Source organism: Anaerolactibacter massiliensis, assembly GCF_900290205.1.
Classification (GTDB): domain Bacteria; phylum Bacillota_I; class Bacilli_A; order Erysipelotrichales; family Erysipelotrichaceae; genus Bulleidia; species Bulleidia intestinalis.
In genome coordinates this window covers 1,026,926-1,049,351 of the sequence record NZ_OLMH01000002.1, presented here as the reverse complement: position 1 = coordinate 1,049,351, position 22,426 = coordinate 1,026,926, and the positions used below count along the sequence as shown (strand labels likewise).

General features: G+C 50.6%; 19 protein-coding genes. 17 read left to right on the top strand and 2 right to left on the bottom strand.

Annotated elements, in window-relative coordinates:
- Nucleotide 1: 1 nt before the first annotated feature.
- Nucleotides 2–2,203: an anaerobic ribonucleoside-triphosphate reductase gene (nrdD, locus tag C7E00_RS08515; protein ID WP_105303885.1), complete on the top strand. Its 2,202-nt coding sequence runs from the start codon at nucleotides 2–4 to the stop codon at nucleotides 2,201–2,203.
- 878 nt (nucleotides 2,204–3,081) lie between these two features.
- Here the strand turns inward: nrdD and C7E00_RS08505 are convergent.
- Nucleotides 3,082–3,636, bottom strand: coding sequence for a hypothetical protein (locus C7E00_RS08505; RefSeq protein WP_105303883.1), 555 nt, complete (start codon nucleotides 3,634–3,636; stop codon nucleotides 3,082–3,084).
- A 562-nt stretch (nucleotides 3,637–4,198) separates the two neighbouring features.
- Here C7E00_RS08505 and C7E00_RS08495 point away from each other — a divergent pair.
- The 8 genes from C7E00_RS08495 (at nucleotide 4,199) to C7E00_RS08460 (ending at nucleotide 12,714) form a co-directional block, all read left to right on the top strand.
- On the top strand, nucleotides 4,199–5,824 hold the full coding sequence (locus tag C7E00_RS08495; RefSeq protein WP_105303881.1) for an ABC transporter ATP-binding protein: 1,626 nt from the start codon (nucleotides 4,199–4,201) through the stop codon (nucleotides 5,822–5,824).
- Nucleotides 5,811–7,505: an ABC transporter ATP-binding protein gene (locus C7E00_RS08490; protein WP_167836533.1), complete on the top strand. Its 1,695-nt coding sequence runs from the start codon at nucleotides 5,811–5,813 to the stop codon at nucleotides 7,503–7,505. The genes C7E00_RS08495 and C7E00_RS08490 overlap by 14 nt, the downstream gene beginning before the upstream one ends.
- Nucleotides 7,506–7,701: 196 nt before the next feature.
- Complete coding sequence (locus C7E00_RS08485) at nucleotides 7,702–7,890, top strand: hypothetical protein (protein WP_135358193.1); 189 nt, start codon at nucleotides 7,702–7,704, stop codon at nucleotides 7,888–7,890.
- Between the two features lie 148 nt (nucleotides 7,891–8,038).
- Nucleotides 8,039–9,355: a PhoH family protein gene (locus C7E00_RS08480; protein WP_105303878.1), complete on the top strand. Its 1,317-nt coding sequence runs from the start codon at nucleotides 8,039–8,041 to the stop codon at nucleotides 9,353–9,355.
- Nucleotides 9,356–9,429: 74 nt separating this feature from the next.
- Nucleotides 9,430–9,951 carry an anaerobic ribonucleoside-triphosphate reductase activating protein gene (nrdG, locus tag C7E00_RS08475; RefSeq protein ID WP_105304913.1) on the top strand — a complete coding sequence of 174 codons (522 nt, stop codon included), beginning with the start codon at nucleotides 9,430–9,432 and terminating at the stop codon, nucleotides 9,949–9,951.
- Nucleotides 9,944–10,615, top strand: coding sequence for an MmcQ/YjbR family DNA-binding protein (locus C7E00_RS08470; protein WP_105303877.1), 672 nt, complete (start codon nucleotides 9,944–9,946; stop codon nucleotides 10,613–10,615). The genes nrdG and C7E00_RS08470 overlap by 8 nt, the downstream gene beginning before the upstream one ends.
- Nucleotides 10,603–11,271 (top strand): AlkZ-related protein, encoded by a 669-nt coding sequence (locus C7E00_RS08465; RefSeq protein ID WP_105303876.1) that lies wholly within the window; start codon nucleotides 10,603–10,605, stop codon nucleotides 11,269–11,271. The genes C7E00_RS08470 and C7E00_RS08465 overlap by 13 nt, the downstream gene beginning before the upstream one ends.
- Before the next feature lie 72 nt (nucleotides 11,272–11,343).
- Nucleotides 11,344–12,714, top strand: a complete 1,371-nt coding sequence (locus C7E00_RS08460; protein WP_204378594.1) for an MATE family efflux transporter — start codon at nucleotides 11,344–11,346, stop codon at nucleotides 12,712–12,714.
- On the opposite strand, the gene pdxR is transcribed toward C7E00_RS08460, so the two are convergent.
- Nucleotides 12,715–13,797, bottom strand: coding sequence for a MocR-like pyridoxine biosynthesis transcription factor PdxR (gene pdxR / locus C7E00_RS08455; protein WP_105303874.1), 1,083 nt, complete (start codon nucleotides 13,795–13,797; stop codon nucleotides 12,715–12,717).
- A gap of 83 nt (nucleotides 13,798–13,880) precedes the next feature.
- On the opposite strand from pdxR, the gene C7E00_RS08450 reads away from it, so the two are divergent.
- From C7E00_RS08450 to leuS, 8 genes are all read left to right on the top strand, one after another.
- Complete coding sequence (locus C7E00_RS08450) at nucleotides 13,881–14,414, top strand: CYTH domain-containing protein (RefSeq protein ID WP_204378593.1); 534 nt, start codon at nucleotides 13,881–13,883, stop codon at nucleotides 14,412–14,414.
- A gap of 47 nt (nucleotides 14,415–14,461) precedes the next feature.
- Nucleotides 14,462–15,394 (top strand): PfkB family carbohydrate kinase, encoded by a 933-nt coding sequence (locus C7E00_RS08445; protein ID WP_105303873.1) that lies wholly within the window; start codon nucleotides 14,462–14,464, stop codon nucleotides 15,392–15,394.
- Complete coding sequence (locus C7E00_RS08440; RefSeq protein WP_105303872.1) at nucleotides 15,391–15,966, top strand: YbhB/YbcL family Raf kinase inhibitor-like protein; 576 nt, start codon at nucleotides 15,391–15,393, stop codon at nucleotides 15,964–15,966. Before C7E00_RS08445 ends, C7E00_RS08440 begins: the two co-directional genes overlap by 4 nt.
- Nucleotides 15,967–15,997: 31 nt before the next feature.
- Nucleotides 15,998–17,059, top strand: coding sequence for an RluA family pseudouridine synthase (locus tag C7E00_RS08435; RefSeq protein WP_167836532.1), 1,062 nt, complete (start codon nucleotides 15,998–16,000; stop codon nucleotides 17,057–17,059).
- Nucleotides 17,056–17,697 carry a pentapeptide repeat-containing protein gene (locus tag C7E00_RS08430; protein WP_105303870.1) on the top strand — a complete coding sequence of 214 codons (642 nt, stop codon included), beginning with the start codon at nucleotides 17,056–17,058 and terminating at the stop codon, nucleotides 17,695–17,697. The genes C7E00_RS08435 and C7E00_RS08430 overlap by 4 nt, the downstream gene beginning before the upstream one ends.
- Before the next feature lie 21 nt (nucleotides 17,698–17,718).
- Entirely contained in the window at nucleotides 17,719–18,753 is a 1,035-nt protein-coding gene (locus C7E00_RS08425) for a DUF2804 domain-containing protein (protein WP_105303869.1), read from the top strand.
- A gap of 20 nt (nucleotides 18,754–18,773) precedes the next feature.
- Nucleotides 18,774–19,739, top strand: a complete 966-nt coding sequence (locus tag C7E00_RS08420) for an alpha/beta hydrolase (RefSeq protein WP_154503493.1) — start codon at nucleotides 18,774–18,776, stop codon at nucleotides 19,737–19,739.
- Nucleotides 19,740–20,020: 281 nt separating this feature from the next.
- Nucleotides 20,021–22,417 (top strand): leucine--tRNA ligase, encoded by a 2,397-nt coding sequence (gene leuS / locus C7E00_RS08415; RefSeq protein WP_105303867.1) that lies wholly within the window; start codon nucleotides 20,021–20,023, stop codon nucleotides 22,415–22,417.
- The last annotated feature ends 9 nt before the right edge of the window (nucleotides 22,418–22,426 follow it).

The following is a 22,426-nucleotide window of genomic DNA, read 5'->3' as shown; positions in this document are numbered from 1 at the left end:
CATGAATGTAATCAAGCGCAGTGGGGAAGAAGTTGCTTTTGATGCGAGCAAAATCGAGAATGCCGTCCGCAAGGCAAATGCTGCAACGGTTCAGAATGCGGAAATGACGGATCAGCAGATCCGTGATATCACGGCCCGCGTGGTAAAGCGCTGCCAGCAGGTCACCCGGGCAGTCTCCGTAGAAGAGATCCAGGATATGGTCGAAACGGAGATCATGGCAGAGAAGGCATATCAGGTTGCCCATAACTATATTACGTATCGCTATGAACGGGCTCTGGTCCGCAAGGCCAATACAACTGACAAGCAGATTCTGTCTCTGATCGGTCGCAATAATGAAACGGTCAAGCAGGAGAACTCCAATAAGAATCCGACCGTCAACAGCACGCAGCGCGACTATATGGCAGGTGAAGTCTCCAAGGACATCACCCGCAGATTCCTGCTGCCGCAGGATATCATCGATGCGCATGAGAAAGGCATCATCCATTTCCATGATGCTGACTACTTTGCGCAGCCGATGTACAACTGCTGCCTCGTGAACCTGGAAGACATGCTGGAAAACGGTACGGTCATCTCCGAGACGACGATTGATAAGCCGCATTCCTTCGCTACTGCATGCAATATCGCTACCCAGATCATCGCTCAGGTTGCCTCGAACCAGTATGGCGGCCAGACGATCACGCTTTCCCATCTGGCACCGTTTGTCGAAGTCTCCCGTCAGAAACATCGGAAGACCGTTGCGGAAGAGTTCCGGGAAGCTGGCATCGAAGTCGATCAGGAAAAGATCAACAAGGTTGCAGAAGAGCGCGTCCGCAAGGAAATCCGCACCGGCGTGCAGACGATCCAGTATCAGATCATTACGCTGATGACCACGAATGGACAGGCCCCGTTTGTCACCGTGTTCATGTACCTGGATGAAGTTCCGGCCGGACAGACGAGAGAAGACCTTGCGCTGATCATCGAAGAGATGCTCAAGCAGCGCATGCAGGGCGTCAAGAATGAGAAGGGGGTCTACATCACCCCGGCTTTCCCGAAGCTGATCTACTGCCTGGATGAAGACAACATTCATGAAGACAGCAAGTACTACTATCTGACCAAGCTCGCGGCTCAGTGCACTGCCAAGCGCATGGTGCCGGACTATATCAGTGCCAAGATCATGAAGGAACTCAAAGGCGATGTGTATCCATGCATGGGCTGCCGTTCCTTCCTGACTCCGGACCGCTTCACGGATGCGGGCGAAGGCAATGTTGCCAATGCCGGCAGCTACAAGCCGGGCCAGCATAAGTACTACGGCCGTTTCAATCAGGGTGTCGTCACGATTAACCTCGTTGATGTTGCATGTTCCTCCAAGGGCAACATGGATGACTTCTGGAAGATCTTCGATGAGCGTCTTGATCTCTGCTACCGGGCGCTGATGATCCGTCACAACCGTCTGCTCGGGACGCCGAGCGATGTAGCTCCGATTCTCTGGCAGTATGGTGCCATCGCCCGCCTGAAGAAGGGTGAGACGATTGATAAGCTTCTCTACGGCGGATATTCGACGATTTCACTTGGCTATGGCGGCCTCTGCGAATGCGTCCGCTATATGACCGGAAAGTCCAATACCACCGAAGAAGGCAAGGAATTCGGCCTCAAGGTCATGCAGCACCTGAATGATGCATGTGCAAAGTGGAAGGCAGAAACAAATATCGATTTCTCTGTCTACGGAACTCCGATGGAGAGCACCACCTACAAGTTTGCAAAGTGCCTGCAGGAACGCTTCGGCATCATTCCGGGCGTTACCGACAAGAACTACATCACGAACTCCTACCACGTTAATGTCCGGGAAGAGATCAATGCGTTCGATAAGCTGACTTTCGAGTCTCAGTTTCAGAAGCTGAGCCCGGGCGGTGCGATCTCCTATGTCGAAGTCCCGAACATGCAGAACAACATTCCGGCAGTTCTTGCGCTGATGAAGCATATCTACAATACGATCATGTATGCTGAACTGAACACGAAGAGCGACTACTGCCAGAAGTGCGGCTATGACGGAGAAATCCAGATTGTCGAAGACGAGAACCACAAGCTGATCTGGAGATGCCCGAACTGCGGCAACACGGATCAGAACACGATGAACGTCGCAAGACGTACCTGCGGCTATATCGGTACCCAGTTCTGGAATCAGGGCCGTACGCAGGAAATCAAGGAACGTGTTCTTCATCTGTAAGATTCAGAAATAACGTTTCAGAATATGAATTTACAATTCAATCGTGTGCATGACAATCGGTCCTGTTCATTTTTGAAAATCATTATTTCTATTAGAAGTCAAAAAACACGATATTAAAGCCTTTTTCTGAGCATCAGCGATAAACTGGTGCTCTTTTTCGCAAACTGGTGATTTGCAAATCAATGATATTCATCTGCTCATTCGTTCTAAAAATTCACAATTGAAAGCTGACATCTTTAAACATATAACCTTCTATTCAATTAAGAAGAAAAAGATGCAATATATAATGCCCAGGCCACATCTTCAAGAACTTGACAGCATTACATTTCCTGATGGCAGTGAATTCCGGATCCTGTCTGTTTTTGAAGGCAATATCTTCGCTTGTCAAATGAATAGTACCGGCATTCGTATAACATACTTCTCTTAAAATGAGCTTGCTGACCGTATTGGCAGAGGAGAATGCTCCTGTAAACATCTCAAACCGATAATCGGGGATTTATTTTTCTGTATTCAGATGAAAAACGGGAGGGAGCAGCCAATGTCATTCAATTAACCTAAGAAGTTGATGATGGGAGTAATCAACGAATTCAATTAGGACAGTTACCAGATCAGTAACCGTGAAGATCGGATAAAGGAATGAAATATTATTCCTGTACTGCTCCGGTTTCCAGCTGTACTAGTTGAATCATCTTGCTATTTTGATAAGTGAGGCGAAAATTTTCCGCAATGAAAACATCAGTACACCGTAATTCGATTTTGGAGTTATGATGTTACCGGCAAAAGTGAGTTCTTATGAATTCCACGTTGCTACGCTGCCCTGTAAAGTAACGTCGTCGCGGATTGTGACTTTATATTGCGGCAGTATGACCTGCCTGGTCTTATCGGGACCAGGTATCTTTTATTCTCTGGATTATCCGCTCCTCAGTCCCTTTGCCTGACAGGTATTCTTTGATGTTGGTGACCGCAGCTGAAATATTCGGCTTATGCCTGATTGCTTCCGCTTTGACGGAACAGTAATCTTCTGCTGCGGGATCTGACTTCTTATCCGGGGAATTGTTCATATCGAAATATTCCTGCTCCGTAAGGACCCTTGAATTATTGCTGCTATCATGCATATCAACACATCCTGCGATCAGCTGACATGCGTTAAACAGCACTATCTTTGCATAGAGCTCCTGCTGCACATTGTGATATTTCCGAGCATGAAAATTCAATACTCCGATGGTGTACTTGAAGATTCGATAAGACCCTTCCTGACCCCAGCGAAGATAATAGATGTACTGAAGATCATCAGCGGTGAATTCTTCCTGATTCAGAAGATTAGTGATGATGCAGATGTATTTGCCCGGGGCAGCATGCTTTCTGATATACCGCAGTTTCAGAGTGTAGTAATTGTTATCCTGATCGAGATACGGAAAATCCTGATTGCTCATAATCCGCCGGTAGAGCTCTGGTGTTACTGCTCTTCTCAAATGTCCCAAATCTGATCTGCTCAGATGTCCGGAAACTGCTCATCTTCGTGTCTCCGGCATGTATTCCTGAATTGACGAAGCCCGGTTTCCCGGGCTCTATTGATTTATCTCGATCTTGATCTGGTCTTTATCGCTTCACGATAGATGTTCGGATGGTACCGTGTCATCTTTCCGGAAGCGTATTTCTTCATCTCGCGAATGTATCCTGCTTCATCAAACGGATCCTTTCCCCGATAGAATTCCTGAACATAGCAGTTAATTATATCCGGAAAATAAATATACCTTGTTCCAGCCCTCTAATCATGGCAAGCAGCCATTTTCCGCAGCACATGTTTACTTCCTGTTCTTTTTCTACTCATAGGTTCAAAGCTGCACTGCCTGAGCCAAAATTGTGGAAAGTTCTTCTGCGACAGCTGGGCTTTACATTCCTGGTGGGAATTACGGGAAAATGCAATGAGATTCTGCTATTGGATCAGAGATTTCTGCACGCTATAATTGTGAATGGCTGGAGGGGAAAGAAGTTTTGAAACGATTATTTCATTATTATCCGAGGCTGAGGACCAGTTTTATTTTGCTTGTCATCGCGTCTGCTGTGGTAACGGTACTGGATTACGTTACTTCGCTTGCTCTTGGCAATGTGACAACCGGAATCAGTACTGCTGAAGGAATGAAGGCAGTCACACTGATCTCAGATGCCTTGGTGATTTTTATTCTGGATGTGTTCGTAGGGGGCGGCTTTTATAACTGGGTCTGCTCAAGGATTGAGACTTATACCGGTGAGGAAACGCGCAGAAATATTCTGCGGAAGATATGCGCGCTGCCGGTATTCTCAGATGCTCTGATCAACCGCGGCGGTCTCTATTCTCTTGTAACAAAGGATACAGAGACCTTTCAATCCTATTGTTCAAGCATTTTGCCGGCTCTGATTTCTAACGGAATCAGTTTTCTGGGTGCCCTGATTTTCGGATTGAACCTGAGCCCGATTCTCTGTCTGGTGTACTTTGCCAGTCTGATCGGCGGAATCGCTCTGCAGAGGGTTCTGGCAGGAACCGTTGAGAAGGCTTATCAGAAAACCTGGCAGAAGCAGAATGCGTTCTTTGTTCAGACCGAGAATGTGGTGAAGAACAGGATTGCATTCAGAACTTATCAGAAGGAGTCGTATGGAGAAGATGTTTTCCGGGAATCTCAGAGAGATTTCAATAAGTCTTCTCTTGCCAGCGATATGGTTGCCATGCCGTTAAAGGTAGTTGGGATCGGCTGTGCGATCATGCCGGTGATTGTTCTTTGTTTTGCGGGCCTCTGGCTGACTTCAACTGGCAGGGTTTCCGTATCCGGATTGCTTTCCTTTTATTATTTCTGCCTGGGATCTGTGCCTGCCCAGGTTCACTATGTGGATTATATACTGATGGCAAAGCAGGCCTCTGTCAGCGTAAAAAAAGTCGCTGATTTCCTGACGGAAAAAGATGAAGTAATGAAACAGAACTACTATGATCAGGAGACCTTGAATTCTGCAACCTTTCATTACCCGGGTACGACAGCTGGGGTAGAAAATGTCACACTCACCCTTCACAAGGGAGAAAAGGTTGCTTTAATCGGAAAGAATGGCAGCGGAAAAACAACGCTTCTGCATCTGATGGCGGGCTTTCTGAAGCCTGATTCTGGAGAAGTGCAGAGGATGAACAGTCTTCTTGTACCGCAGGATCCCTTCTTCTTTGATGGGACGATACGTGAAAATCTGTGCTGCGGCACTGAGTTTTCAGACCAGGAACTTGAGCAGGCTTTGGAGAAATCAGAAGCTCTCCAGTTTGTTCAGAAGCTGACGAATCGTCTTGATGAACCTCTGCTGAATAATGCCTCGAATCTGTCCGGCGGTCAGAAACAGCGTCTTGCCATTGCGAGAGCGATTCTGCATCACTATGATCTCTACTTCTTCGATGAATCATTATCGGCCTGCGATCCGCTGACAGCTGATCGGATCATGCATATGCTCCGGGAGGAACTTCAGGATAAGACAGCTGTATTTATTCTTCATCAGCCGGAGCTTGTTGCCTATACGAACCGTGTCATATGTCTGGCGGATGGCCATATTACGTTCGATGGCAGCCGGAAGGAATTCCATGATCGGAAGGTGCATTATGAACAGCAATGATCTGAAAAAGCGGACTCTTCAGTATCTTCGTCCGTATCGTTTCCGCTACCTGGTCCTCAGCCTTCTTGGGACCGCTGGTTTCTGGGCACTGTTTACCTGTTACGGTTTTCTGTTAAGAGAAATAGTGATGCTGCTGGAAACACCTGATCAGGTCAGGCAGAGTGCAAAGACTATTATCTTCTATCTGGTTATTACAATCCTTGCTTCGCCGCTTTCCGGCATTGCCGTTCATGGCATCAAATGGATTGAACTTAAGACTGCTGATCAGATTCTCAGCGATATGCTGCGGAGCTATATGCAGGCTGAAGAAAAAGATGCTCAGAAGTATACCGTCGATGATGTTGAGCAGAGAATGACAAGAGATGCAGCTGCTGTCAGTACGAAAATGTGCGGGTATGAACTGTTTTCCATGACGGTAGAGCCAATTCTTTCAGGAATTCTGTCCCTGATTACACTTGGATATTTCAACGTTCTGCTCGCGGTGATCTCGTTCCTGATTGCGGCTGTGAATCTGTTTCTTATCCAGCTGAAAGCTGACCGCAGTGCAGAATTGCAGAAAGACCGGGTGGAGCAGGATGAGGAAATTGTTCATCGTATCATGCAGGTAGAAGACGGAAGGTTTGAAGTCCATACGTTCCGAATGGCAGATGTACTGCTTTCGTCTCTGCAGAAGAAACTAAGCCAGCAGACAAAAACAATCCGTTCATTCAATGCTCTGAATAACTTCAGAAATGAGTTCTCAGCTTTCTTTTCCGGAGGCCTTGGATTGCTGATCCTGATCTTCACCGGTGCTGTACTGGCGAGATACCATCTGATCGCCTTTGCAGATGTTATGGTTGCCATGCCGATGATTGACCAGATTTCCCAGATGATGATCGGCTTCGGCAGATGGAAGAACACGGTAGCTGCAACAGCTGTCTCTGAGAAGCGGATCTATGAAATCGTGGATCTTCCCAGATATGACCAGACCAGAAAAGCATCCGATTCGATTTCACTTGAACATGTTTCATTCAGTTATGATGGCGAACATCCGGCTCTTGCGGATTGCAGTCTGGAAATAGCAAGGAACAGTCATACAGCTATTGTCGGGGAAAACGGCAGCGGCAAATCAACGATGCTGAAGCTTCTGCTAGGTTTATATCAGCCCGACTCAGGTACGCTTCTTGCCCCGGCCCTGGACCAGATTGCCTATATGCCGCAGGATCAGGTCCTGTTCTATTCTCCGATCAAAGAATATGTTTCTTTATCCCATCAGCCTGATGAAGCAAAGGTAAAACATTCTCTGTCTGAAACAGATTGTATTGATTTTGTTCAGGCAAAGGGCGGGCTTGATGCTCTCATTGAAAAAGACTCTTTTTCGGGCGGTCAGAAACAGCGGCTGGATCTATCGAGGTGTATTTACAGTGAGCGTCCTTTTGTGTTCATGGATGAACCATCTGCAGCTCTGGATACCGCCTTTGAAAAGAAATTGGAAGACCTGTTTCAGAAGGAAAAGAATAAGACAATTGTTGTGACAACCCATCGTCTGGATCTCGTACGCAGTTTCGACCAGATCATTGTCATGAAAGATCATCGTGTCGCCGAATGCGGAACTCATGAACAGCTGCTTGCGAAGAATGGTATCTATGCGGCTATGTATCACCAGCAGAAGAGCGAAACCAGCAAGCAGCAATCTGATTAGGGTGGTAAAGAGCGAGCTAACTCAGCTTTTCGTAAATTGCAAACATTTCAGAAAGCACAGGCTGATCCGGCCTGTGTTTTCTGATTCAGCTTAGGCTGAATCATTGATCTGACTACTTGTTCAGATCCATGAAACATGCAATACTGAGTTCAGAAAGACTATGAATCCACCTGCGATGCAGGAGAAAGGAGTTCGCATGTCCTCGGAAATGATGAAGAGATTCACGATACTCGACTGCATCCTTTTTGCGCAGTTCCTGCTGTTCCTCGTCCTCTGGACCCTTGAGGAGGATGTGAGTCTGCTGAAGACGATCAACGGCATCGTGTTTGTCGTGCTGTTCTTCGTCAATCTGTACAGAAAGAGGAAACGCAGTTCAGCCTGCTGAACCGTTCTGCATTCTTCCGGTCTTGCTTTGACTGATGCAGAACTTTATTCATGCATGCAGAGATCCATCATCCTGAACTTTACAGGATCTTCATCGGTTCTTTTCCGCAGCTTCCTATACTTCAGGTAACAAAGGAGCTGAAGAGCTGATGCGGAAACGCTTTGTCCTGGATACGATTATCCTGCTGCACTTTCCCAACGCAATCAACGGATTTGAAAAGAATGATGTGTATCTGCTTGGCACCACGCTGGAAGAGCTGGATGCCAAGAAGACGGAATTCGGAGAAGTCGGGTATCATGCCCGGGAGACGATCCGGATTCTGGAAGAGCTGCGGATGAAGGGCGATCTGATCAAAGGCGTGAAGCTTACTAATGGCGGAAGACTGATCATTGAACCAGATGGTGTCAATCCGGATAATCTTCCCGCCGGATATTCCATCGCAAAACCGGATAACCGGATCATTTCCGCCTGTCTGACACTCAATCAGTCGAAGCGGAAAAGTCCGGTGATCCTGGTCACGGAAGATGTCTCGATGCGCATCAATGCCTCGGTCTGCGGAGTACAGACGGAATCCTATCACAATACCCAGATCGAATCATCCGGCTATACTGGCAGCGAGACCGTGATGACGGATGCCTCGGTGATTGCCGAGATTTATGATAAGCATACGATTGCTCCGAAAGGCAATTACATCGAGAATGAATTCATCACGCTGAAAGACCAGGAATCTGCAAGCTCAGCATTGACGGTATACCGGGGCGGAAATCTGAACCTGATCCCGGACCAGTCGATCGGCAGCGTCAAGCCTCTCAATGAGATGCAGCAGTATGCGATGTGGGCACTGATGCAGCCGGCGGACAAGATTCCGCTGGTCATCCTGATCGGCGCTGCCGGAACGGCAAAGACATTCCTTTCCTTGGCTGCAGGGCTTGAAGGAGAGAGGCGTGGCCTCTATTCCCGCATGCTGATCAGCCGGCCGAATGCAGAATCCTACCGTAATATCGGTTTCCTTCCGGGTGATCTGCAGGAGAAGCTGGCTCCTCTTTATGCATCGTATTATGACAACCTCGAGATGCTGCTGAAAGGGTCGAAGAAAACCGATCCTTCTGAAATCCGGACAAAGATGGAAACCATGATGGAAGACGGAATGATCGAAGTATGCGCTCTGGATTTCATCCGCGGCAGATCGCTTGCAGATACCTATCTGATCTGCAATGAAGCGCAGAATGCCAGCCAGTCGCTGATCCGCGATGTGATCACAAGAGCGGGAAGAGGCACGAAGATCATTCTGGCCGGAGATCCGGACCAGATCGATGCGCCGACGCTGGATGCCCATAACAACGGACTGGTCTTTGCGGCAGAGCGCATGAAAGGTTCCCCGATGGCCGCAGTGATCACGTTCCAGCCCAAGCATACCGTGCGCTCTGCGCTGTCGCGGGAAGCGTCTGTCCGCCTGAAGAGATAGAAAAGTTCTGATTGCAGGATCAGACAGAAAGATCGTTCTCCGTGGTATAGTTCTTGCAGAAAGCGGAGAAGGATATGTATTACGGGAATATCAAGAAATATGACATCGCTGACGGACTGGGTGTGAGAGTGACTCTGTTCTGCAGCGGCTGCACCAACCATTGCGAAGGCTGTTTCCAGAAAGAAACCTGGGACTTCCGCTATGGAAAGCTGTATACCGAAGACACGGAAAAGAAAATTCTGGATGCCCTGAATCATCCGTATATCCAGGGCCTGACCCTGCTTGGCGGAGAACCATTTGAGCCGGAAAATCAGCGAGTGCTGGTCACGCTGCTGAGAAAGGTCAGAGCAGAATATCCGGAAAAGGATATCTGGAGCTATACGGGCTTTGTCTATGAAAAAGACCTGCTGCCGGGAGAGCGGAAACATACCGAAGTGACGGATGAGATGCTGAGTCTTCTCGATGTCCTGGTGGACGGACCGTTTGTCCTCAGCAAGAAGGATATCTCACTGAAGTTCCGCGGTTCCTCGAATCAGCGGGTTCTTGATATGAAGAAGACGCTGGCAGAAGGAAAGGCAGTCCTGTACCTTGACTGATCAGAAGATCGAGGAACAGCTCTTTGCCAGAAGCAGATTCAATCCGGAAAAAGCAGAGCAGAACGGATTTCAGAAGAACGGGGATGGGTATCAGAACACCATCCCGTTTCTGAATGGAGCCTTCCGGGCTGAACTCCGTGTGAACCCGGATGGCGTTCTTCCCGGAGAAGTCATTGAGAATGCATTCAATGAACCATTTCTTCCTCTTCGGGTTGCTCAGGAAACCGGATCCTTTGTGTCAGAAGTCAGGGAAGCGTATGAAGCGCTGCTGAAGCAGGTGAGGGAAGAATGCTTTGACGATGTTCGTTTCCGATCGGATCAGGCAGTCAGGCTTGCTGCATATCTGCAGCAGAAGTATTCCGAAGAACCGGATTATCCGTTCAAGGATGATCAGACGATGGCGGTCTTCCGGACTGGCGGAAAATGGTATGCACTGATCATGAGTGTTCCGTATGAAAAGCTCGAGCCAGGCAGAGATGGAATTGCCGAGATCGTGAATCTCCGGCAGGACACGAAGAGAACAGAACCAGGGATCTACCCAGCATGGCATATGAATCATCGGCTCTGGATCAGCGTAATGCTGGATGGAACGGTCTCTGATACGCTCTTATATGAAATGGCGGAGGAAAGCAGGGGTCTGATCAGAAAGGAATGGAAGATATGATTCATAATGCGGAAGAACTGGAGGAACTGGTGCTGAAGTATGGCTTTCTGCCATTCTTCGCCAATGAGATTCCGGGCTTCTCGATTGAAGAACATACGCCCTCAGAGCGCTGGTTTTCGGATACGCTGGATGGACCATGGGAATGGAAAGGAAAAGTATCTCTGAATGGAAAAGCAGTCTACGGGAAGTTTTTCCGGAAGAAGGCCGGCTTTGTCGCGATGAGATGGTTTCCGGACTTTGCCAATGTCCGCCGGGATGGCTGTGATTTCGATACGCTCATCGATATGGGCAGAGCACCGCATCCGGATCAGGTCATCATGAATGCCGTGATGGCACATCATGCGATTGATACGAAAGCATTGAAAGAAATGACTGGCTATGATCAGGAGAAGAAGGGATTCGATACGATCATGACCAGGCTGCAGATGGAAACGTATCTGAATATCCGCACGTTTGTCTATCCGTTCGATAAGCATGGCGAGCCGTATGGCTGGGGCATTGCTGAATACACGACCCCGGAGCAGCAGTTCGGACAGAAACGGGTGACCAGGGCCTATTCCCGTACGCCGGAAGAGTCCAGAGAACGGATCATCCGCCATCTTCTGAAGACAGTTCCTGCCGCATCTGAGGATCAGCTGAATCGCCTGATCGGCTAGCATGCATGTTCCTCTTTCTGCAGAGGGTACAGGTGTGCTAACATGTCTCTCAAGCAGAAGGGGGATCGTTTCATGAAGCGTCATCAGACAGATTTTCTGGAAGGGGTCATCTGGAAGGAACTGCTCCTCTTCTTTCTTCCGGTCTTTGCCGGAACGATCTTTCAGCAGCTATACAATACGGTCGATGCGATTGTCGTCGGAAACTTCGTCGGCAAAGAAGCACTGGCCGCCGTCGGCGGTTCTACCGGCACGGTCATTAATCTGCTGGTCGGATTCGTGACCGGGCTCTCCTCCGGCGCTACCGTCGTCGTAGCGCAGTACTATGGCAGAAGAGACTGGGAAGGAGTCAAAAAAGGCGTCAATTCCGGCATGTATCTGGCGGTGGTGCTGGGCATCATCCTGACAGCAGTCGGAATCTGGGGAGCTCCCGGGATCCTGCGCCTGCTGAATGTGCCGGATGATATTTTCCCTTATTCGCTGATTTACATGCGGATCTACTTTGCCGGACTTCTGCCGACGCTGATCTACAATACCGGCGCCGGGATTCTCAGAGCGATGGGCGATTCCAGAAGACCGCTGTATTTTCTGATTGCGGCCTGCGTCACGAATATCGTGCTGGATATTCTGTTTGTTGCGGTGATTCCATGGGGCATTACGGGAGCCGCATTGGCAACGGTCATTGCTCAGGTAGTCAGCTGCGTGCTGACTCTGAAAGTTCTGGCCGAAGGAGAAGAGGGAAGCCGGTTCACGCTGCGCACGCTGTCCAATGATCCGGAAACGCTGAAGCAGATTGTCGTCATCGGTCTTCCGACCGGCATCCAGTCGTGTCTCTACAGTGTTGCCAATCTGTTCATTCAGGCAAGTGTGAACGGATACGGTACCGATACGGTAGCTGCTTATACCGCTTTCGGGAAGATCGATGCGATGTTCTGGAACTATTCCGGAGCGATCGGCACAGCCGTTCTGACCTGTGCCGGACAGAACTTCGGAGCCGGAAAGACCGATCGTGTGAAGAAGGGAATCCGCGAGAGCTTTGCCATCGATGCGATCGGAACCTTCCTGATTACCGGCGTATGCCTGTTAGCGGGACAGTGGCTGTTCCGGCTGTTCACGCCGGATGAGAATGTCATTGCGATCGGTCAGAGCATGCTGAGCTATCTGGCGCCGTGGTGGATCACGTTCATCGGCGTGGAGATTCTCTCTTCCAGTATCCGGGCATGCGGGGACTCGCTGATGCCGATGATCATGACGGCCCTTGGTATCGGGGCATTCCGGATTGTCTGGATTCTGTTCTATCCGTCGCAGACAATTTTCGATACGCTGCGCTGCTATCCGATATCCTGGGCAGCAACTTCTGTTCTGTTCGTGATCTATTATCTGCAGGGCGGCTGGCTCAGACGTTCTCTGAAACAGCGGCAGAAGCTGATGGAGAAGAAGGTCTGATCATTTCGGCTGACGGCGTCTTCTTCTGCGCACGCGGTTGATATGGCGTTCGAAATCGCCGTGTTCGATCAGCTCTGCAGTCACTAACTGAACCAGCGTGGATACGGTGCAGGCATTGAAGCCTGCCCGTTTTTCATAGGTGTCCAGGAAGGTTTCCGGCATCAGCATATACGAGATCCGTAACGAAGGCGAGATCGTGCGGCTGAACGTGTTCAGATAGAACACCCAATGATGCGGCTCCATCGCAAACAGCGTATCCTCGGCTTTGGAAGAAACCGTGAACTCACTGTCATAGTCATCTTCTATCAGGATGCCATGATGCTTCTCTGCCCACTGCAGGTATTCCTGCTTCTTTGATGCATCCGCAGAGATGCCAGTCGGAAAGCTGTGGAACGGCGTCAGATGCAGAACCGTTGCCTTCGTGCGGGCAAGCTCATCCGTGCGGATGCCGTTTCTTCCCATCTTCAATAGTTCTACCTGAACACCCTGGGACTCATACATTTCCCGGATGCGTTCATACGAAGGATCCTCGATGCCGAAGACACGCTCCCTGCCTAAAAGCTGCACGATCAGGGAATACAGATATTCGCTGCCGCTGCCGATCACGATCTGCTCGGGATTCACCGTGATGCCTCTGGATCTGGCCAGATACGAAGCAAGCACGCTGCGCAGTTCAGAGAGTCCCTTACCCGGGCATTTCTCGAGAATCTCATTCTCCCGCATCGAAAGCACATTCCTGACCGTCTTGGCAAAGACGGAACGCGGAAACGCTTCCTCGTCTTCGGAAAGACCTGTCATCGGCTTCAGATCCGGCAGTGCTTCCTGGACAGGCCTGACTTCTTCTTCTGTATAAGAGACGAAGAACCCGGAACGCTCTCTGCTTTCGAGATATCCTTCTTCACACAGGAGCGCATAGGCATGCTCGATCGTGATCACGCTGAGGCCGGTCTCTTCCGCGCACGTCCGCTTGCTCGGAAAACGGGAGCGGTAGGAGTACATTCCTTTCACGATCTCTTCCCTCAGCTGGCGGTACAGCTGCAGGTAGGCAGGAACCTCAGAGTTCTGGTCAATGGCAATATTCATCTGCGTTTCTCTTTCCGGTCTGATTCTATCACGCTGTCAGCAGATCCATTTTCAGAAGTACAATAGGAACGGAGAAAACTGATATGAACGAAGAAATCAAGGCACCCATTGAAACGGAACGCAAGTGGCTGGTGAACGGCTGGCCGGATGGAGAACTCTCACTGCTGCTGGAACAGAAGATGGACCAGGGCTATGTTTCCGTGCATCCCACGGTCCGCATCCGCAGGGAAAGCACCGTCTATTCGATTCTTCCGGAAGTTCCATGCAAGGATGCGTGGATCCTCTGCCTGAAAAGCAGCGGAACCCTGTCCCGGAAAGAAATCGAGATCAGTATCCCGGAAGAGAAGTATCACGAGATTGAAGACCTCATCGGCAAAACGCTGATTCCGAAAACCAGAAGAACGTATCTGCTGAAGAGCGGCAGACATCTGGAAGTGAACCATGTCGATGAAGGGCAGCCGACGGAATTCTGGTATGCGGAGATTGAATTTCCGGATACTGCCAGCGCACTCACCTATGATCCTGCCGCAGATGGTCTTTCTGCGTTCCTGAATCATGAAGTCACCGGCCAGCCCGGGCAGTCAATGGGCGCATACTGGGAAAAGACCAGACAGTAAGTCAATTATTTCTGTTTTTTCCTGCCCGCGCGGTCTATGATATTCCCATGAAAAAAGCAATGGTAATAGGTTCCAGCGTGATTGATGTCACGATCCGGGTCGATCATCTTCCGAAGGTGGAAGAAGATGTGAATCCCTACGGACAGAAACTGTCCATGGGAGGCTGTTCCTACAATGTCGGAAAAATACTCCGTCAGCTGCATGTGCCGATGACGCAATGCTCGCCAGTCGGGACCGGTTTCTACGGCCAGATGGTCGCGGAAGGTCTTAGGAAAGAGGGCATTGAGCCATGGGTGCGGCCGGAAGAAGAAAACGGATGCTGCTATTGCATCGTGGACCAGGAAGGAAACAGGACGTTCCTTGCCATCCATGGAGCGGAGTATCATTTTCAGAAAGCCTGGCTTGATGCCATGGATGCTTCGGAATATCAGTGTGCCTACTGCTGCGGCCTGGAAATCGAGGAAGATACTGGCGAAGCCATTGTTTCGTATATGGAAGAACATCCGGAGCTGCTGCTCTACTATGCCCCGGGAGCGAGAATCCTGAATATCGATCGGGAACGTCAGAACCGCCTGCTTGCCATTCACCCGATCCTGCATCTGAATCATCGGGAAGCATATTCTTTCCTGGCCAGAGAGGGATTGATCATTCCGAGTGAGAATACGCTGAAACGCTGCTGCCGGCTCCTGGAAGAAATTACCGGGAATCTGGTCATCATCACGGATGGCCGCTATGGCAGTGCATGCATGGAACCGGATGGTTCCTACCATGAAGCGCCTGCCTTTCCGGCAGTGCATATTGATGGAAACGGAGCAGGGGATTCGCATATCGGAGCATTCATCGCCGGAAGGATGCTTGGCCTGGATGTGGATCATGCGCTTTCTTTTGCCAGCCGCATCAGTGCGCTTGCTGTAGGCCAGCATGGTGCTTCGATTCCGGATGTACTCGTGAAAGAAGCAGCAAAGGAGATGATCGGATGAAAAAGCTGATAGTGATACTGGCAGTGTTTGCGGCAGGCTGCGGCAGTGCTGCTGCAGAAACTGAAGCAAAGCAGAGTGCTGCTGTAATGCCGGAAAGTTCTTCGACAGTGCCTGCTTCTTCAGAACCGGCTGTTCTTTTCTTGAATCTTTCTTCTGATGATCTTTCTGATGGCGTCTGGAACTCCGTGATCGCTTCAAATGGGAGCGGACAGAACCTGTCTCCGGAACTTTCCTTCGATGCCGTGGAAGGGGCGGAGGAATATGCCGTTGTAATGATCGACCCGGATGGAAATAACTGGCTGCATTGGATTGCGTCAGGAATCAAGCGCACACACCTGTCACAAGGCGAGAATCCAGGCAGCTATCAAGGACCGTATCCGCCCTCCGGAACCCATACGTATGAAGTGACGGTCTATGCCCTGAAGGCGGCTCCGGATGCGCTGCCTGGCACGTTCGATGCGGCAGGGAACAGTCCGGAAGACCTGCTTGCAGGCATGGATACCGCGGGCGGATTACGCGGGAATGTGATTGTTTCCGAAACGATCAGCGGAACGTATACCGCCGGAAACTGAACCGGTAGACAGGCATGATATCATGGTTGCAATGAAGAAGAAATCAGGAAGCCATCCGGTGCGGGCGAAAGCACCGAAGAAAACAGCCGCAAAGGCCGCGAAGAAAACCAGACAGAAAACAGAAAAGAAACAGGCAGCAAAATACCCTGCAGTACGGTATACGTATTCGTGGGTCATTCCGCACAGTACTGTTCTGCTGGATTTTCTGCTGAGCAAGATCCCGCTGTCGCGCAACAGTGTCAAGAAGCTCCTCCATGACCGCAAGGTTCTGGTCAACGGCAAGCCAGTGACGCAGTTTGATTATCCGCTGGCCAAGGATGATGAAGTGAAGATTGCGAAGAATCCGGTGCGCATGGAGAATACCGTCCGGCTTGGCAAGAAGAAGACGATTGAGAGTCCGCTGATTCCGATGATCATCTATGAAGATGATCAGTTTCTGGCGATCAATAAGCCCAACGGACTGCTGTCGGTAGAATCAGATAAAGAGCGTCTTTGCGCGTATTCGTATGCCTGCGACTATCTGCGGATGAAGGGAGCATCGAATCGTCCTTATATCCTGCACCGCATTGACAAGGAAACCTCCGGGGTTCTCGTGTTTGCCAAAGACATCAAGGTCCACAGCATGCTCCGGATGCACTGGAATGAAGACATCACGCTCAGAGAATACTATGCCGTTGTGAACGGAACTCTGGAAGAGAAGAAAGGACGTCTTGTTCACTATCTGGCAGAGAATGAAAACAATATCGTCTATATCACGAAGAACAAGAAGAAGGGCAAGAAGGCCATCACGAATTATGAAGTCGTGAAGGAGAATGAGGAATACTCGCTTCTGAAGGTCACGATTGAAACCGGAAGAAAGAATCAGATCCGTGTGCAGATGGCTTCGATCGGTCATCCGATTGTCGGGGATGACAAATACGGAGATGGCAAGACTCCGTTCGCAAGACTCGGTCTTCATGCCAGCGAGCTGGATTTCGTCCATCCGGAAACCCACGAGACCATTAAGATGAAAGCTCCGGTTCCGGACGAGTTCTATCGTCTCTTTGATCAGAAGAAGCCTGCCCTGAAACCAGAACAGCCGGTCAAAAAATGAAGAAGCGTTCAGAACCTTCTTTTTCTGTGATTCCTGAGAAGACTTCCTTCAATGGGGAGATCCTGAGGCATGATCAGGAATGGTATGAAAAGGAAACCATCACCGGCGAGATCATCGATCATAGTTTCTCAGGGTGCCGGTTTGATCATGTCACGCTGCCGGAGTCCATGGAATCCTGCGGATATACGGACTGTCTGTTCGTGCACTGCGATTTTTCCAACTGCCGGATGCAGGAATCTGCGTTCCGCAGATGTGCGTTTGAAGACTGCCGGCTGATCGGAACGGATCTGGAAGATTCGTTCTTTGAGGATATCCGGTTCCAGCATTGCAGCATGAGATATGCCAGCTTCGGTGCTTCCCGGTGGAAGCGCGGAGCCATTCTTTCTTCAGAATGTTCGGAGTGTTCATTCACTTCCTGCACGTTTGCGGACATGGAACTGTCAGAAGATCTGTTCGAGCAGGCTGAATTCGGAGGATGCCGGCTTGCCGGAATGGATTTCAGCACCTGTTCGATCAGCGGGATGCTGGTCAGCATGGTAGATCTCAAAGGAATCATCGTCAATGAAGAACAGGCCGTGGTCCTTGCCGAACTGCTCGGAATCCATGTGAAGCATGATTCCAGGAATATGCTAGGATAAAAGAAAGAGGAGGGAGTGCACATGGAACACGAACTCACAGAACATGGTCAGCTGCTTGATTCTCATGGCGAGCTGATTGAGCGGGGCTGGGCAAGAAGCCTGGTCAAGACCTATGATCGCAAGCGCATCAAGGCCAGTCCGCTGCGCATCAAGGAATGGGATTACTATCTCATCACGGATCATGAATTCGGCCTGGCCCTGACGATTGACGATAATTCCTATATGGGCCTCGGCAGCGTGAGCCTGCTGGACTTCAGCATCCCGGAAGAAGTGACGAAATCCGAGATGAATGCCATGCCGATGGGCAGAACGCATCTTCCTGCTGATTCCGGAACCGGCGATGTGTTCTGGCGGAATCAGAAGATGGATCTTGCATTCACGCATGAAAACGGGAAACGGCATCTCATTGCGCATGTGCTTGATTTTTCGGATGGTCTGCCGCTGGATGCCGATCTCTGGCTGAGGGATGAGCCGAAGGACTCGCTGGTGATTCTGACGCCTTATGCGGAAGATCGCAAGGCATTCTATTACAATCAGAAAATCTGCTGTCTGAGAGCGGAGGGATACATCGCACTCGGCGGGCGTGTCCATCATTTCGATCCTGCTGCGGCAACGGGATGCCTGGACTGGGGCAGAGGCGTATGGCTTAGAGAAGGAACCTGGTACTGGTCCAATGCCAGCGGTTACGTCGACGGGCATTCATTCGGTTTCAATTTCGGATATGGCTTCGGCGATACCTCGGCTGCCAGCGAGAATATTCTCTTCTATGATGGCATCGGCCATAAGCTGGACCGCGTGACGTTCCGGATTCCGAAAAATGCAGATGGAAGCGATGACTTCCTTTCAGCATGGCATTTCACGGAAAACAATGGCCGCGTGAATCTCGTGTTCGAGCCGATTCTGGACCGCCATGCGGAAACTGATGTGAAGCTTCTGTATTCCCTTCAGCATCAGGTGTTCGGAAAGTTCTCCGGGACGTGCATTCTGGATGATGGAAGAAAGGTCGTTCTGAAAGAGTTCCTCGGCTTTGCAGAGAAGGTGAAAAACCGGTGGTAGGCAATCGGAGAGTTCTGATCATGATCGCTGTGCTTCTTCTTTCCGGCTGTCACTCTGCTTCCGAAGCAGCAGCGGTTCCTTCTTTCAGCCCGACTCCTTCTGCGACTTCGGTTCCGGAGCCGAAAGTGATCGCAGACATGGATGCGGAAGCATTGCCCGAAACGTATCTGGAAGCGATGGAGAATGGCGGAACGGTGGAATCCATCACGTATTCTGCCTTGAATTATACGGATGGCGATGGCAGCACCCTGAGCAAGGAAGCAGAAGTGTATCTCCCGTCCGGCTATTCGGACAGCAGCGATTCCTATCCGCTGATCATTCTGATGCATGGCTGGCAGGGCAATGGTTCGACGATCTTCACCGCGGAAGACGGGGCGGTCGTGAATGTGATGGATCATATGATATCTGATGGAATGATTCCTGCCTGCATCGTTGTGACGCCTACCTTTGACACCAGGAATAAATCCGCTTCCTGGGAGAAGTCCGAGACGGAACTGGAGCCATTTGCCCAGGAGACCAGGAATGATCTGCTTCCGTATCTCCTGGAGAACTACCGGATTTCTTCTGATCGGAATGATCACTATTTCGGCGGCTTCTCGATGGGCGGTGTTACGACCTGGTATGAGTTCCTCGAGAATCTGGATCTCTTTCATGGCTTTCTTTCCCTCAGCGGGGACTGCTGGAAGACGAAGACCGACGGAGCGGAAACGGATTATGCAGCAGTGGCAGAACTGCTTGCCCAGGCGGTCAGCGATCAGGGATATACTTCTTCGGATTTCGTGATCGTTGCGGAAAGCGGTTCTGATGACTATTTCCTGACGCCGATGGAAGAACAGGTCACAGAGATGAGGAAGACAGACACGTTCACGGAAGAGAATCTGTTCTGGCGTCTGCAGCAGGGGGCTTCGCATTCCTATGGTGCTCTGGGCTGCTATCTGTATAATGGCCTGCCGATTCTGTTCGGGACGAGCAATCAGAAACGGTGATTGTTTTTGACTTTCAAACTTGTTAGAATGCTTGTGTTGCGAAGAACGGGCAGCAGTAGGCGGTCTGTTTCCGGAAGAAGAGAGTCAGGGGCTGGTGAAACCTGAACCGGAACGATGCTGAACTCGGCTCGGGAGCGGCCGCAGACAGGGCTTGCGATAATGGCACTGAAAAGCGCACAGCATGGCTGTGAACTAAGGTGGTACCGCGTTGAAAGACGTCCTTAGAATCTCCGGGGCGTCTTTTGTTTTCCCGGAGCGTGAAAGAGAGATGGAGGAAACTCATGTACGATCATCAGAAGATTGAGAAGAAGTGGCAGAAGTACTGGGAAGATCACAAAACCTTCAAGACCGAAGCCTATGACTTCTCGAAACCGAAGTATTACGTCCTGGATATGTTCCCGTATCCGTCCGGACAGGGCCTGCATGTAGGACATCCGGAAGGCTATACTGCAACCGACATCGTTGCCCGCATGAAGCGGATGCAGGGATACAACGTCATGCACCCGATGGGATTCGATGCCTTCGGCCTGCCCGCCGAGCAGTATGCCCTGAAGACCGGACATCATCCGGGTGAATTCACCTACCGGAACATCGATCACTTCCGCGATCAGATCAAGTCGCTGGGATTCTCGTATGACTGGGACCGGGAAATCTGCACGTGCGATCCGGACTACTACCGCTGGACGCAGTGGATCTTCCTGAAGATGTACGAAAGAGGACTGGCTTATACGGCAGAGATGCCGGTGAACTGGTGCCCGGAACTCGGTGCCGTGCTGGCAAATGAGGAAGTCATCGAAGGCAAGTCGGCGATCGGCGGATACCCGGTATACCGCAAGATGATGCGCCAGTGGGTACTCAGAATCACGGCCTATGCAGAGCAGCTGCTGAATGATCTGGATACGGTCGACTGGCCGCAGTCCACGAAGGATATGCAGCGCAACTGGATCGGCAAGTCCGTCGGTGCTGAAGTCATCTTCAGGATCAAGAATACTGATAAGGAATTCACAGTGTTCACAACCCGGTGCGATACGCTGTTCGGGGCGACGTACTGCGTCATGTCGCCGGAGCATCCTTTTGTTGATCTCATCACGACGCCAGAGCAGAAAGAAGCCGTCAAGGCATATCAGCTGGAAGCAGCGAAGAAGAGCGATCTGGACCGGACGGATCTGAACAAGGAGAAGACCGGTGTCTTCACAGGGGCCTATGCGATCAACCCGGTCAACGGCAGAGAGATTCCGATCTGGATTTCGGATTATGTTCTGTCTACATATGGTACCGGCGCAATCATGGCAGTGCCTGCGCATGATACGCGTGACTATGAGTTTGCAAAGAAGTTCCATCTGCCGATCATTCCGGTTCTGGAGGGCGGCAATATCGAAGCAGAGGCCTACACTGGCGATGGGGTGCATATCAACTCCGAATGGCTGAATGGTCTGGGCAAGGAAGAAGCAATTGCGAAGATGATTGACTGGCTTGAGGAAAACAAGGTCGGTCAGCGCAAGATTCAGTACAAGCTCAGAGACTGGCTGTTCTCGCGTCAGCGCTACTGGGGCGAGCCGATTCCGATCATCCATATGGAAGACGGAACCCTGAGAGCAGTCCCGGAAGACAATCTGCCGCTGGAACTGCCGGCAACGGACAATTATCAGCCTTCTGCAGACGGCGAGTCGCCGCTGGCCAACTGCACGGACTGGCTGAATGTCACGATTGACGGCATGAAGGGCAAGCGCGAAACCAATACCATGCCGCAGTGGGCTGGATCCTGCTGGTACTACATCCGCTATCTGGATCCGCATAATGACAAGGCGATTGCAGACCGCAAGCTCATGGATCACTGGCTGCCGGTAGATCTGTATATCGGCGGTGCTGAACATGCGGTACTGCATCTTCTGTATTCGCGGTTCTGGTACAAGGTGCTGCATGACTGCGGTGTCGTGTCCAATACTGAACCGTTCCAGAAACTGTTCCATCAGGGCATGATCCTCGGTTCCAATGGGGTCAAGATGTCGAAATCTCTCGGCAATGTCGTGAACCCGGATGAACTTGTCGCAAGCCATGGTGCAGATGCGCTGCGCGTGTATGAAATGTTCATGGGTCCTCTGGAAGCATCCCTCCCGTGGAGCGACAAGGGCATGGACGGGGCCAGAAAGTGGCTGGAGCGTGTCTACCGCATGATCACGACGGAAGGAATGATCACGGATGAGGCGACGCCGGAGCTGGATTATGTGTACAACTTCACGGTGAAGAAAGTCACCAGCGATATCGAGACGCTGAACTTCAATACCGCGATCTCGCAGATGATGATCTTCGTCAATGAAGTGTACAAGAACGGGAAGCTGAACCGGACGATGGCCGAGAACTTCGTGAAGATGCTTAGCTGCTTCGCTCCGCACCTTGGCGAGGAGCTGTATTCCGATCTGACTGGCAAGGAAGGTTCCATTGCCTATGAGCCATGGCCGGCCTATGATGAATCCAAGCTCGTCATGCAGAAGGCGGTCATTGTCGTTCAGATCAACGGCAAAGTCCGGGCAAAGTTTGAAACGGCCCAGGATGCACCGAAGGAAGAATTGATCAGCCAGGCTGAGAAGCTTCCGGAAGTTCAGAAGTACCTGGAAGGGAAGACGATCCGCAAAGTGATCGCGATTCCGAACAAGATTGTCAATATCGTCGTCGGATAAAGGCGTGAG